This is a genomic window from Proteus sp. fly-1067 (assembly GCF_040139345.1).
GTDB lineage: Bacteria > Pseudomonadota > Gammaproteobacteria > Enterobacterales > Enterobacteriaceae > Proteus > Proteus vulgaris_B.
This window is the reverse complement of sequence record NZ_JBEEUL010000005.1, coordinates 66,499-79,729: the sequence shown is the minus strand read 5'-3', so window position 1 is coordinate 79,729 and position 13,231 is coordinate 66,499. Positions and strand designations below refer to the sequence as shown.

Annotated in this window: 11 protein-coding genes; 8 read left to right on the top strand and 3 right to left on the bottom strand. The window is 39.5% G+C overall.

What is annotated here, in order from left to right:
- Positions 1 to 39: 39 nt before the first annotated feature.
- On the bottom strand, positions 40 to 594 hold the full coding sequence (locus ABN217_RS09095) for a TetR/AcrR family transcriptional regulator (RefSeq protein WP_196554431.1): 555 nt from the start codon (positions 592 to 594) through the stop codon (positions 40 to 42).
- Positions 595 to 680: 86 nt separating this feature from the next.
- Between ABN217_RS09095 and ABN217_RS09090 the strand changes: the two genes are divergently transcribed.
- Complete coding sequence (locus tag ABN217_RS09090; protein ID WP_196554432.1) at positions 681 to 2,180, top strand: MFS transporter; 1,500 nt, start codon at positions 681 to 683, stop codon at positions 2,178 to 2,180.
- Between the two features lie 73 nt (positions 2,181 to 2,253).
- Here ABN217_RS09090 and ABN217_RS09085 read toward each other — a convergent pair whose 3' ends face one another.
- Entirely contained in the window at positions 2,254 to 3,039 is a 786-nt protein-coding gene (locus ABN217_RS09085; RefSeq protein ID WP_072068907.1) for an AraC family transcriptional regulator, read from the bottom strand.
- A gap of 447 nt (positions 3,040 to 3,486) precedes the next feature.
- On the opposite strand from ABN217_RS09085, the gene ABN217_RS09080 reads away from it, so the two are divergent.
- The 4 genes from ABN217_RS09080 to ABN217_RS09065 all read left to right on the top strand — a co-directional run bounded on the left by ABN217_RS09080 (position 3,487) and on the right by ABN217_RS09065 (position 8,090).
- Positions 3,487 to 5,907 (top strand): DMSO/selenate family reductase complex A subunit, encoded by a 2,421-nt coding sequence (locus tag ABN217_RS09080; protein WP_196554433.1) that lies wholly within the window; start codon positions 3,487 to 3,489, stop codon positions 5,905 to 5,907.
- Positions 5,904 to 6,545 carry a DMSO/selenate family reductase complex B subunit gene (locus ABN217_RS09075; protein WP_072068909.1) on the top strand — a complete coding sequence of 214 codons (642 nt, stop codon included), beginning with the start codon at positions 5,904 to 5,906 and terminating at the stop codon, positions 6,543 to 6,545. Before ABN217_RS09080 ends, ABN217_RS09075 begins: the two co-directional genes overlap by 4 nt.
- Positions 6,542 to 7,441 carry a dimethyl sulfoxide reductase anchor subunit family protein gene (locus ABN217_RS09070; RefSeq protein WP_196554434.1) on the top strand — a complete coding sequence of 300 codons (900 nt, stop codon included), beginning with the start codon at positions 6,542 to 6,544 and terminating at the stop codon, positions 7,439 to 7,441. Before ABN217_RS09075 ends, ABN217_RS09070 begins: the two co-directional genes overlap by 4 nt.
- Before the next feature lie 79 nt (positions 7,442 to 7,520).
- On the top strand, positions 7,521 to 8,090 hold the full coding sequence (locus ABN217_RS09065; RefSeq protein WP_072068911.1) for a molecular chaperone TorD family protein: 570 nt from the start codon (positions 7,521 to 7,523) through the stop codon (positions 8,088 to 8,090).
- A gap of 102 nt (positions 8,091 to 8,192) precedes the next feature.
- Here the strand turns inward: ABN217_RS09065 and norR are convergent, their stop codons facing one another.
- Positions 8,193 to 9,707: a nitric oxide reductase transcriptional regulator NorR gene (gene norR, locus ABN217_RS09060; RefSeq protein WP_072068912.1), complete on the bottom strand. Its 1,515-nt coding sequence runs from the start codon at positions 9,705 to 9,707 to the stop codon at positions 8,193 to 8,195.
- Between the two features lie 190 nt (positions 9,708 to 9,897).
- Between norR and norV the strand changes: the two genes are divergently transcribed.
- From norV to ytfE, 3 genes are read left to right on the top strand one after another with little or no spacing between them, the layout of a single operon-like run.
- Positions 9,898 to 11,346, top strand: a complete 1,449-nt coding sequence (norV, locus tag ABN217_RS09055) for an anaerobic nitric oxide reductase flavorubredoxin (RefSeq protein ID WP_197269753.1) — start codon at positions 9,898 to 9,900, stop codon at positions 11,344 to 11,346.
- Positions 11,343 to 12,497, top strand: coding sequence for an NADH:flavorubredoxin reductase NorW (gene norW / locus ABN217_RS09050; protein ID WP_349459338.1), 1,155 nt, complete (start codon positions 11,343 to 11,345; stop codon positions 12,495 to 12,497). Before norV ends, norW begins: the two co-directional genes overlap by 4 nt.
- Positions 12,498 to 12,522: 25 nt before the next feature.
- On the top strand, positions 12,523 to 13,185 hold the full coding sequence (ytfE, locus tag ABN217_RS09045; RefSeq protein ID WP_197269751.1) for an iron-sulfur cluster repair protein YtfE: 663 nt from the start codon (positions 12,523 to 12,525) through the stop codon (positions 13,183 to 13,185).
- Positions 13,186 to 13,231: the final 46 nt, after the last annotated feature.

The window sequence follows — 13,231 nt, the reverse complement described above, 5'->3', positions numbered from 1 at the left end:
TCAATAAAAAGCATGTTGTTCTCTTAACAATATGCTTTTTTATTGCCTTTTTTCTTTTTCAATCAGTACTGAATCAATATCGTCAAAGATAGATTGCCACTCATTATCGTTAATATCCATTAAGCCTAAATAGCGTAATAAAAATGTTCCCTCTGTTGCTAAAAAAGCCAATCTTGCACGTTTTCCTGTTTCTGTCGTGAGATCTAAACCCGCTAATCGCTGTTGATACCACGCTTTGGTACCTTGTAGATATTCAGGGGTTTGTAACAGAGCCGCTAATAAACTTGCCCCTTTAGCAAAAGAGATTTGATCATGAGCCTGAGTGGCATAAATATGTGCTGTGACGCGATTTTCAGGTGAGTCATCCTGTTTAATGACTTCCTTAAATTTGGTTTCATAACTCTCTTCCCAATGCTCAAACATTGCATCAATCATCGCTTCTTTACTGCTAAAACAGTATTGGACGCCCCCTTTTGATATTCCCATTCTTTTCGCCACCGTATCGATGGTTAATGCCGCAGCACCTTGCTCCATTACAATGTCGAAGATAACTTCTAACAGTTTTTCTCTATCAATAGTTCTTTGACGCCCCATAAAAAAACCTCTTTTAAATACGGTCGTATGGATTTATATTATAGCCGCTAGTAAAAATAATACACATAAAAATAACTGAGATTTCTATGATAAAAGATTATAAACGTTGGATAGTATTACTTTTGGTATCTAGCATGCTGTTTCTCATTGTTGTTGATGTAACCGTGCTTTATACCGCATTGCCACGTTTAACTCATGATTTAAACGCAAGTGCTTCAGAAAAACTTTGGATAATGAATGCTTATCCATTAATTGTTGCTGGATTATTACCCGCAGCAGGTATGCTGACCGATAGGATTGGTCATAAAACGCTGTTTATCTGTGGTCTTCCTCTTTTTGCAATTGCCTCTCTATGTGCTGCTTTCTCACCGACAGCAACCACTTTAATTGCTTCCCGAGGTTTTTTAGCCGTGGGTGCTGCAATGAGTATGCCTGCAACACTATCAATAGTTCGCCAAGTTTTTAGCGACCCACAAGAGCGAGCTATTGCGATTGGCATTTGGTCTGCGGTTGCTTCTGGCGGGGCGGCTTTAGGCCCTTTAATTGGTGGTATGTTACTTGAACATTTTTGGTGGGGCTCTGTCTTTTTAATTAACGTCCCTATTGTGCTGATTGTCTTGCCGTTCTCTATTTGGCTTATTCCTACATTTGCAGGACATGGTCGCCATAAAATCGATTATTTAAGCTCAGTACTTATCTTAATTGGTTTGATCAGTGCCATTTATGCCTTAAAAGAGATAGGAAAACCTTATACACAGTGGGATGAAGCTACTATTGCCACCATTATTGCCGTCGTTTTCCTCACTCTATTTACTCTACGCCAACGTAAACAGGCTTATCCGATGATTGACTTTAGGTTATTTAAAAACCGCTTTTTTAGTATCGGTATTTTAATGGCCATACTTTCAATGGTAATTATTGTTGGGATTGAACTACTGCTAAGTCAGCGCTTACAGCTCGTCGCCGGATTTACACCTTTAAATGCGGCATTAGCCATATTACCTATTCCTATTGGCTCTGTATTAGCATCACCTTTAGCGGGCTATTTTTTAACACGGCTAGGTGAAGTTCGCCTGATCATCAGTGGATTTCTACTCACTTTAGTGGGAAATCTATGGTTAATTGCTATTTATCAAACAACATCTCCAATAGTATTAATTGGTAGCTTATTCTTAATCGGCTTTGGTTTAGGTCTGATTTTTACCACGGCATCTACGTCAATTATGTTAAGTGTCGCAGATAGGCAAGCAGGAATGGCGGCCTCAATTGAAGATGTGGCTTATGAGCTGGGCAGTGTGATTGGTGTAACATTTATGGGCAGTTTGATGAGTACGGTGTATACCTTAAAACTGATATTACCTGACTCATTAGCTATCAACGATGCAGCTTATGACAGTTTAGATGAAGCCCTGATTGTGGCAGAAAAATTACCCATTGATATGGCTTCTCTTGTGATATCTCAAGCAAATTTAGCCTTTGAAAATGCCTTTTTTGTGGTATTAGTTACTACCGCAATTATTACAACACTTAGTTTGATTTTTTTACCTTATTGCTTACGCCATTCTGTTAGGAAAACCATCGTTTAATAGAGTAGGCATATTATGCAAAAACGCACTTAATAAGTGCGTTTTTATCATAATTATCTGATATATACATTAACTAAAACCTATCGATATCCAGCGCATCCATACTAAAATGAGAAGGCGATTGCCCCATCTGTTTTTTGAACATTGTCGAGAATGAACCAGCACTGTTATAACCCAAGTCAAAGGCAATTTCAGTAATACCGCGTCCAGATAAGATTTGTGTTAATGAATTCAATAAGCAGACTTGTTGTCGCCATTGTGAAAACGACATTCCTGTTTGTTGGCGGAAAAAACGGCTAAAAGAGCGCTCACTTTTATGTAATCTATCTGCCCACTGTTGCGGTAAAGAATCTATTTTCGGGTTACGAATAAAATCACGACATAATTTAGCTAATTTACTATCTTGTGGAATAGGCGCAAAAAATGGTAACGGTTTTGCTTTCGCTAATTCGCATAAGATTAACTGCATTAAAAGGCCATCTCGCCCTTTTTTATCATATTCTGCAGGCACATCTACAGCTTCAAGCAATAGTTGACGAAAAAGAGGGGAAACACTAACTACTTCACATTGTTTACTATGGCGAGGTGCGGCGGAAGGCTCGATATACAAGCTTCGAGTACTCACATCTAACATACGAGTTTCATGCCCAGTTTCTGGTGGGATCCACACACCACAAGATGGTGGAATAACCCACTCACCATCATCTGTACTCACTTCAATTAATCCCGTAGCAGGGTATAAAAATTGCGCTCGACGATGTTGGTGTGTTTCTAGCAACGTATTGGGCAAATAGTCTGTACCCAGCGCAATAACATCTCGGTCAAGTGAATCAACGCTTTTTAACGGTACATTTCTCACACTTTGGGCCACTCTCTTTTTATTTTCGTCCTTTTTAATATAGCAGTTCTCACGCACTCTACACACTGGCAAATAATGAGCTATATAATTAAAATCGCTATATATTTAAATAAATAGCGAAAGTGTATTATGTGAAATTTCAACCTTCTTGATATCTATTTTACAAACCCTATTAACAATCAAAAAACGAGCCCTTAACACCCTTAGTAAATAGGCTGAAATTCAAATGTCATTGTCTGGTTTTAGAATGTTGGCAAAAGATTAATCAACTACTATCCCTCTCGCAGATGTTATTTCGAGCATGCTGCACTTATCTATGCATTCAATAATAATGCAGCGGATACCAGACATTCCCTTTATTCATAGCCTAGAAAAATCACGCACATTCTTTATATCAAGTATCGGGTATATCGGGATCCGCCTATTATGTTTAAGGTAGAGTTCATTATGAGCAATCAGTCCGATCACGATAGTGATACAAAGAGCATTCTCAACGATGTTAGCCGCCGTCACTTTATTCAAGCGAGTTCAGCATTAGTTACCCTTCCTTTTCTCGCATCAAACTCTTTTGCTGCGACAACAGATGACGCTATTCCCGTAAAACCAATAACAACTGAAGATGGTGAACGCGTTGTTTCAACTTGCAGTAGCTTTGACTGTGGCGGTAAATGCGATATTCGTGCCCACGTGAAAGATGGCAAAGTCACCCGTATTAGCACACGTCCCGATGCTGATCTAGATGAAGAGATGCCTATTATGCGTGCCTGTGTTCGAGGCCGCGGTTATCGTAAATTTGTCTATCATCCAGACCGTTTAAAATACCCAATGAAACGCGTTGGTAAACGTGGCGAAGGCAAATTTGAACGTATCACTTGGGAAGAAGCGACCACTCTTATTGCACAAAATATGCAACGTATTAACCAGCAATATGGCCCTGCATCACGCTTTGTAAGCTTAAGTACGGGTGTCACTGGCGGTATTTTCTCAGGTGCGAATATGTTACGTCGCCTGTTTAATATCACCGGAGGTTTTCTGGAAAACTATCACTCCGTTAGTAATGGCAATACCTTAGCTGTCACCCCTTACACTTATGGAACTGCTGCCAGTGGCAGTACGCTAGACACCTTAGAAAATACACCACTGGTGATTTTATGGGGTCATAATCCCAATGAAACTATTTTTGGACATTCAAACCATTTCTTCCAAAAAATGAAGAAAAACGGCACTAAATTTATTGTCGTTGACCCTCGTTATTCTGATACCGCCTCTTCTTTAGCTGATCAATGGATCCCGTTACTGCCAACAACAGATAATGCCATGATGGATGCGATGATGTATGTCATCGTAAGCGAAAATCTGCATGACCAAACTTTTATTGATAAGTACACAGTTGGCTTTGATGAGCACCAAATGCCTGAAGGGGTGGGTGAAAATGAATCGTTAGTTGCCTATTTAATGGGTAAAAAAGATGGTATTAAGAAAACCCCTGAATGGGCTGAAACCATCACTAAAGTACCCGCAGATACTATTAAACAATTAGCGCGTGAATATGCATCCACAAAACCCGCGGCATTAATGCAAGGCTGGGGACCACAACGCCATATTTGTGGTGAACGGACGGCACGCGGTGCAACATTACTTGCAACTATCACCGGCAATGTGGGTGTTCGTGGTGGTTGGGCTGCAGGTTATGGTATGGCATTAAACTCTGAACTGCGTAAAACCATCGCAGGGCCAAGTCTATTAACCAACCCCGTTAAAGCAAAAATCAATATCACCAACTGGGTACAAGCCTGTGAAGATAAGAATTTAGTCACACCACAAAATGGGTTACTGAATGCAGAGAAACTTGATACTGAAATCAAGATGATTTTCTCAATGGCGGGTAACTACATGACAAACCAAAATACCGATATTCTTCATGCTGCGAAAGTCCTTGAAGATGAATCAAAAGTAGAGTTTATCGTCTGTAGTGATCTGTATCTGACACCAAGTGCAAAATACGCCGATATTTTACTGCCAGAAACCAGCTTCTTAGAGCGCTGGAATATCGGTGGTACATGGAGTTATGGCGACTACATTATTCTTTCTGAAAAAGTGATTGAGCCTGAATTTGAACGTCGTACTGACTACGATTGGTTACGTGAAGTTGCAGATAAATTAGGTGTGGGTGAACAATTTAGCGAAGGGAAAGAGACTGACCGCGATTGGATTGAATATTTAGTTAATGACGCAAGTGTTAAGCGTCCTGAAGATGGTATTCCAACCTTTAAAGAGCTATTGGTTAAACGTCGTCATTTATTAAAACATCGTCCACACACTCAAAATGTGGCATTTGAGAAAAATATTCAAGACATTAAGAATAACCCATTTCCAACACCATCAGGCAAAATTGAGATTTTCTCTAAACGCTTATATGACATGAATAATGTCGATATCCCTGCGCTTTCTCATTATGTGCCTGCCATTGAGGGCCCAGAAGATACGTTGACGGATAAATTCCCGCTACAACTTATCACATGGAAAGGACGTAACCGCGCTAACTCAACACAATTTGCCAATCCTTGGTTGCAAGAAGTACAGCGCCAAGAACTCTGGATTAACCCATTAGATGCCCAAGACAGAAACATTAAAGAGGGCGAAAAAGTCAAAGTGTATAACGATCGTGGGGTAACGATGGTTCCCGTCAAATTAACACAACGAATTATGCCTGGAGTCGTGGCCTTGCAAGCAGGAGCTTGGTGGCAACCTGATGCGAAAGGCATAGATCAAGGTGGATGTGCCAACGTATTAACATCATCTCGTAGCACCGCAATGGCACACGGCAATGCTCACCAAACATTATTGGTCGAGGTAACAAAAGCATGAGTAAATTTATCGTTTATCCCGCGGTGAGCAGCAAACAGTTAGGGTTTTATATCGACAGCGCTCGCTGTTCAGGTTGTAAGGCGTGTCAGGTTGCGTGTAAAGATAAAAACAACCTTGATGTCGGACGTAAATTTCGCCGTGTCTATGAAATCACAGGCGGTGGTTATACTCGTAATCCGAAAGGCGCGCTGGTCAATAATGTCTTTGCTTACACCTTATCTATCTCTTGTAACCATTGTGACGATCCAATTTGCGTTAAAAACTGCCCAACAACGGCAATGCATAAGCGTGAAGGCGACGGTATTGTCATGGTAGATACGGACAAATGTGTCGGTTGTGGTGCTTGTGCGTGGTCTTGCCCTTATGGCGCGCCACAGATGAACCCAGAAACCAAACAGATGTCAAAATGCGATTTTTGTATCGATTTACAGCAAAAAGGTGAACAGCCAGTTTGTGTCGCTACTTGTCCGCTAGGTGCGATCCAATTTGGCCCTATTGATGAACTACGTGAACGCTATGGCGATTTAGATTATGTCACGGGTTTACCTTCCCCTGAAATAACGCATCCCAACCTTGTTATTAACCCACATCAGGGTGCAAACAATGACGGAATTAATAATAAGGGAGAAAGAAAATGAATGAATGGTCATTATTAATCTTCACATTTATGATGAATGCGACCATTGGTCTTGCACTAACAACAGGGCTTTTTGCTCGTCGCCTTTCTCATTATCTTAGTGCAGAAAGCTACTACCGCTTTATGCTGTTGGCCTTATTTGTTATTTGTGGATTGGCGGGTTTAGGCTCTATCGCCTCAATCACTCACTTAGGTGTGCCATTAAATGCTCCTAATGCCATTAGAAATGTTTTTTCTGCTTGGTTGAGTCGTGAAGTCGCCGTCACTGCTATTTTTGTCGGTTGCCTAGGATTAACCTTTTTATGGCTCTGGCGCACTCGCAAACTCTCAATGCTGTTATTAAGTACCAGTATTCTGATTGGGCTATTTGATATTTATTGTATGGCATCAATTTATCGCCATACCTCTATTTTGACATGGATGGATCTCAATACCTATGTGATGTTTTTTGGCGCCATGTTCACGCTAGGTGCTACTATCTTCTTCTTGTTGCTCAAAATATTACAACGTATAGGAAGTAAATTAGGTATAGAAATACCTCAAGACTCGTTCCCAATATGCTGGAAATGGCAATTATGGGGAATAATGGCATTTAGCTTAATCGGTCGATTACTGTATCAACCTTTTTATGAGCAATATTTAACTAGCACACTCTATAGCCAAAAATCGGTGACATTCCCGTTATCGCCTATTCAAGCGTATTACTCCATTGGTTCGTTACGTACTACCTGTTGGATCTTAGCAACCTTTGCAGTATTGGCTTGTGGCTATAGTTTAGTGAAATTCCTAGCCTCTAAAAATCAAGGTAAATCAACTGAGTCTATCTTTGCGTTTGGCTGTGTGATCGCAATTATCGCTGACTTTATGTTGCGCTATGTTTTCTACTCAATTCACTAGTAGTCATTGAGCAAGGCATTTAAATAATAAAAAAACAAACCTCATTAATTGGGGTTTGTTTAAGGAAGTATCAAAAATTATGAGCAGACTCTCTTATTATGCGGCTGCATTTAATTTATTGGGAATTTGTTATTTATTCCCACCTGATGATGACACCAATAAAACTGCACTCAACTTTTTTAAAACTGGGGATTTTGCAGCGCAGTGGCCTTGTAAAATTGAAAGCGGTCTGTGTGAACGTTTAATTAATTCCGTTTCTATCGATACAGAGCAATTAAAAATCCAATGGCAAAATCTTTTTGTTGGCCCTAATGCTTTACCGGCTCCTCCTTGGGGGTCAACCTATTTAGATCCTGAAGGTTTATTACAAGGGGATTCTACCCTTGCACTAAGTGAGTTTTTAAAACGGGAACGTTTAAAAGTAAATACGCCTTTTCCAGAGCCTGTTGATCATATCGGTTTGATGCTATTTCAAGCTGCGGTATTAGCATCAGAAAAAAGAGAAGACGCGGTTAATGAATTACTTTCCCTTCATTTGACTACATGGCTACCTCACTATTTAAATAAATTAAAAATGAGTGGATATAGCCAATTTTATAGCACATTAACAGAACTGGTAACCATCACGGTGAACGCATTCAGAAAATAGAAATTTATTAACAACTAATCATCCTAACATAATTATTTAAGGTAATTTGGACCACGCACCCAGATTACCTTTTTTCGTTTAGGACATTCTTTTTTAAAATTATTATGATTTTAACCCTAAGCGTTTTGTTAAACGACGTAAGTTAGCCGGATCAAGGGATAATTCTCGTGCAGTTGCCGCCCAATTTTGGTTATTCCGCAGTAATGCTTGTTTAATTAAATCTCGTTGAAACTCATCCGTTGCGTCTTTTAAATTTTTTTCCTCAGAAGGTAACGATTGTGATATTGGATGAGTTAGATTTTCTGTACCTAAAGCAAAATGACTGACTTGTAAAATAAGGCTGTCTGTCTTATTCCCTGCCCTCGCTAATACGATTGCTCGATGAATGGTATGTTCTAATTCACGTACATTACCCGGCCAAGAATAATGCAATAAATAAAGGCGTAATTCAGGGCTAATAATCACTTGAGTAAGATTAAAGCGCTGACGATATTGCTCGCAGAAATACCCCACTAATAGCAAAATATCTTCGTCTCGCTCTCGTAATGGCGGAACATGCAGAGGAAAGATACTTAAACGATGGAAAAGATCGGCACGGAAATTTCCCGCTAATACTTCCTCCCATAAATCACGATTCGTTGCTGCTAATACACGTACATTAACGCGTAAATTACGATCGTCACCAATTCGTTGAATATCACCATATTGTAAGACACGCAATAATTTGGCTTGGAGTGATAATGATAATTCTCCTATTTCATCAAGGAATAACGTTCCATTATCCGCCATTTCAAATTTACCACTACGATGGCTAATTGCGCCGGTAAAAGCCCCTTTCACATGCCCAAATAGTTCACTCTCTGCCACACTCTCAGGAAGCGCAGCACAATTTAAATAGACTAACGGATTATCTGCACGATTAGACATTTCATGAATAGCTTTAACCACCAGCTCTTTACCCGTTCCCGTTTCACCACTCACTAAAATATTCATATCTGCGGGTGCAACAATTTCTATCTCTTTTTTTAGTTGCATCATCGAAGGCGATAAACCAATAATTTCTGTTTTTACGGTGGGCTTAAACGTATTGGTTGGTGTAAATAACATATTTTGATTTTCGAGTTGTTCAATCAATAACGCATTATTTAATGCACCAGAAGTTAATGCCGCAATTAAACGAAGCTCTTCATCACTGAAAGTATCAAACTGATGAGGGTCCATTCCATCAAGTGTTAAAGTACCAATTAAATCTTGTCCTGCAAATAACGGTAACCCCACACAAGCATGAACTTTTAAATGCTCTCTGTCTGGAATAAGGCCATCATAAGGATCGGGTAAATCACTGTCCGCTGGAAAACGCACCACATCCCCTGCTCGCGCTATAGTTTCGAGACGAGGATGCCCTTCTAGTAAAAAACGACGCCCTAAGACATCAGGCACAAGGCCATCTATGGCTAATGGAATAAACTGGTAAGGCTCATAGCGAAGCAATGCTGCGGCATCGCAATTTAGCACCTGCCGAAGTGTGGTCACCAGTCGCTGAAATCTATCTTGGTGACCAACATCTTTTTGTAATTCAATGGCAATTTTAGCCAACACATCAACAGAAAATCCCATAAAAACACCTCATAGTCATTATGACCGTTATTATGGTCATTTTGACATGATAAAGATAGTCATATTGACAATATATAAATAGTCACAAAAACAAAAATCATTTTAAAACAACAAGATAAAAATTGGCACGCTTCTTGATTATATCAATACATATCCCTATGAAAAGATTAATGAGAAGGAACAATACAAAATGGCTATTCATGTTAAAAATAATGTTAATTGGGTTGGGCAACGTGACTGGGAAGTTCGTGATTTTCATGGCACTGAATACAAAACATTATTAGGTAGTAGCTATAACAGCTACCTAATACGTGAAGAGAAAAATGTGCTTATTGATACCGTTGACCATAAATTCAGTCGTGAATTTGTACAAAATTTACGAACACAAATTAATCTAGAAGAGATTGATTACATTATTATTAATCATGCAGAAGAAGATCACGCAGGTGCATTAACTGAGCTGATGTCCTTTATTCCTAATACCCCGATTTATTGCACAGCAAACGCCATTGATTCAATCAATGGACATCATCATCACCCTGAATGGAATTTTAATATCGTCAAAACAGGCGATAGCCTAGATATTGGTAATGGCAAGCAACTCATTTTTGTTGAAACGCCAATGCTACATTGGCCTGACAGCATGATGACCTATTTAACTGGTGATGCGATTTTATTTAGTAATGATGCCTTTGGTCAGCACTATTGTGATGAACGGTTGTTTAACGATGAAGTTGATCAAACAGAATTATTTGAACAATGCCAACGTTATTACGCCAATATTTTGACGCCATTTAGCCGCCTTGTAACACCGAAAATTAATGAAATTTTAGGCTTTAATTTACCTGTCGATATGATTGCTACGTCTCACGGTGTGGTATGGCGTGATAATCCAACACAAATTGTTGAATTATATCTAAAATGGGCTGCCGATTATCAAGAAGATCGTATTACTATTTTCTATGACACCATGTCTAACAATACCCGCATGATGGCAGATGCCATTGCACAAGGTATCAATGAAATTGACCCTAATGTGTTTGTAAAAAGCTATAACGTCGCCAAAAGTGACAAAAATGACATTATCACTAGTGCGTTTCGTTCTAAGGGCGTGCTTGTTGGTTCATCAACAATGAATAATGTCATGATGCCAAAAATTGCCGCCATGCTTGAAGAAATGACAGGCTTACGTTTTCGTAATAAAAAAGCAGCTGCTTTCGGAAGTTATGGCTGGAATGGTGGCGCAGTTGACCGCATTCAAACTCGTTTAATGGACGCTGGATTTGAAACCGCACTAGCACTCAAAACTAAATGGCGCCCAGATATGCAAGCACAAGAAATTTGTCGTGAATATGGACGTGAACTTGCACGCCAATGGGCTTTAGCGCCACTTCCTGCGACTCAACCTTGTTGTACAACCTCATCACAACCTGAAGTTATCACAGATGTTGAAGCAATCGACTTAGGCCCACGTATGCAATGCAGTGTATGCCAATGGATTTACGATCCAGCAGTAGGTGAACCAATGCAAAACGTTCAACCTAATACACCATGGAGCGAAGTCCCTGATAACTTCTTATGCCCTGAATGCTCATTAGGAAAAGATGTCTTTGATGCACTTGCAAAGGAGGCAAAATGAGTACAGACCTCCTCAGTAGTGGGATTGTCATTATTGGCGCGGGCTTTGCTGCGCGCCAATTAGTCAAAAATATTCGCAAATTTAATGCAGATCTTCCCATTACCTTAATTGCATCAGACAGTATTGATGAATATAACAAGCCAGATTTAAGCCATGTTATTAGCCAATCTCAATGTGCAAATGATTTAACCAAACAAACAGCCCAAGAGTTTGCACTACAGTATCAACTCGCGATCCATCCATATACGCAAATTGTCGATATTAATACGGATGAAAAACGGATCCAGAGTGCCAAAGGTGAACAATGGCATTACGATAAATTGGTATTAGCCACTGGAGCGAAAACTTATTGTCCTGCTATTTCAGGCCATGAGTTAATGTTTACGCTTAATAGTCAACAAGAGTACCGAGCTTATGAAGCACAAATTCGCCAAGCTAAACGTATATTAATTTTAGGGGCAGGATTAATTGGTACTGAATTAGCCATGGATTTTAGTCGAGCAAACAAAGAAGTGATCCTTGCTGATATTTCAGGGCAATTATTATCCTCTCTGATCCCTTCCGATCTCAGTGGTCGCTTACAATCAAGCCTTACTGAAATTGGTGTACGCTTAATGCTGAAATCACCATTACAGTCATTAACACAAACCGATAACGGTATTTTAGCGACATTTAATCAGCATCATCAATTAACAGTTGATTGCGTTATTGCCGCTACAGGACTCGCACCCAATATAGAATTAGCTCACCTTGCGGGTTTACATACCGATCGTGGGATCATGGTAAATGAATATCTACAAAGCAGTAATAGTGATATTTATGCCTTAGGTGATTGTGCACAAATCAACGGTAATTTATTACCATTTTTACAGCCAATACAATTAAGTGCGATGCATTTAGCCAAATCACTTGTAGGTGAAAATAATGCACCGCTGAATTTACCACCAATGATTATTCGGGTGAAAACGCCACTAATGCCTCTACATCTTGCCGGTGAAACCGCACGTAATGACTTAACGTGGAATATTAATACAACACAATCTGGTGTTATCGCTAAAGGCTTTGATGAGAATGACGTATTACGTGCCTTTGTGGTTACAGAAGAACAGGTAAAAGAAGCTTTTGCTTTATTGCGAGCACTGTCCGCTTAATTTAAATAACATACGAGATACCGATATGAATTTACGTGATAAAACTCTCGGTCAACTAGCCCTGTCTATTTCAGGTGCCAGTGCTATTTTTCGTCAATATAACCTCGACTTTTGCTGTGGAGGTAAACGTACATTAAGTAAATCTGCAGAGAAAGCCGGATTAGACATTGATGAAATTGAAAATAAATTACTCGCACTTTCACAACAACCATTAGAAAAAGATTGGCGACAAGCGCCATTAAGTGAAATTATTGATTTTATTATTGTTCGCTACCACGACAAACACAGAACACAATTACCGGAGCTTATTCTACAAGCAGAAAAAGTAGAACGCGTTCATGAAGCAAAACCGACTGTCCCTAAAGGGTTAGCTCGCCAATTAACACTATTATTAGATGAGCTAACAAGCCATATGATGAAAGAAGAGCGTATTCTTTTTCCTATGATAAAAAATGGTTTAGGAAGCCAAGCTGGAGCCCCCATTAGTGTTATGGAACACGAACATGATGATGCGGGTGAAATTGTTGAAGTGATTAAATTTATTACCAAAAATGTCACACCACCCCCTGAAGCCTGTACCACATGGCGAGTACTTTATAATGGCATTAATGAGTTTATCGACGATTTAATGAATCATATTAGCTTAGAAAATAATTTATTATTTCCAAGAGCATTATCGGGTGAGTAATTGCTTAATCTTGATAGGCAGGGGATTTGTTATCCCCTGTTATTTT

Excerpts from the sequence above, each read along its gene's own strand:
- ABN217_RS09095 (WP_196554431.1), bottom strand. The coding sequence starts at position 594 with ATGGGGCGTCAAAGAACTATTGATAGAGAAAAACTGTTAGAAGTTATC.
- ABN217_RS09090 (WP_196554432.1), top strand. The coding sequence starts at position 681 with ATGATAAAAGATTATAAACGTTGGATAGTATTACTTTTGGTATCTAGC.
- ABN217_RS09080 (WP_196554433.1), top strand. The coding sequence starts at position 3,487 with ATGAGCAATCAGTCCGATCACGATAGTGATACAAAGAGCATTCTCAAC.
- ABN217_RS09075 (WP_072068909.1), top strand. The coding sequence starts at position 5,904 with ATGAGTAAATTTATCGTTTATCCCGCGGTGAGCAGCAAACAGTTAGGG.
- ABN217_RS09070 (WP_196554434.1), top strand. The coding sequence starts at position 6,542 with ATGAATGAATGGTCATTATTAATCTTCACATTTATGATGAATGCGACC.
- ABN217_RS09065 (WP_072068911.1), top strand. The coding sequence starts at position 7,521 with ATGAGCAGACTCTCTTATTATGCGGCTGCATTTAATTTATTGGGAATT.
- norR (WP_072068912.1), bottom strand. The coding sequence starts at position 9,707 with ATGGGATTTTCTGTTGATGTGTTGGCTAAAATTGCCATTGAATTACAA.
- norV (WP_197269753.1), top strand. The coding sequence starts at position 9,898 with ATGGCTATTCATGTTAAAAATAATGTTAATTGGGTTGGGCAACGTGAC.
- norW (WP_349459338.1), top strand. The coding sequence starts at position 11,343 with ATGAGTACAGACCTCCTCAGTAGTGGGATTGTCATTATTGGCGCGGGC.
- ytfE (WP_197269751.1), top strand. The coding sequence starts at position 12,523 with ATGAATTTACGTGATAAAACTCTCGGTCAACTAGCCCTGTCTATTTCA.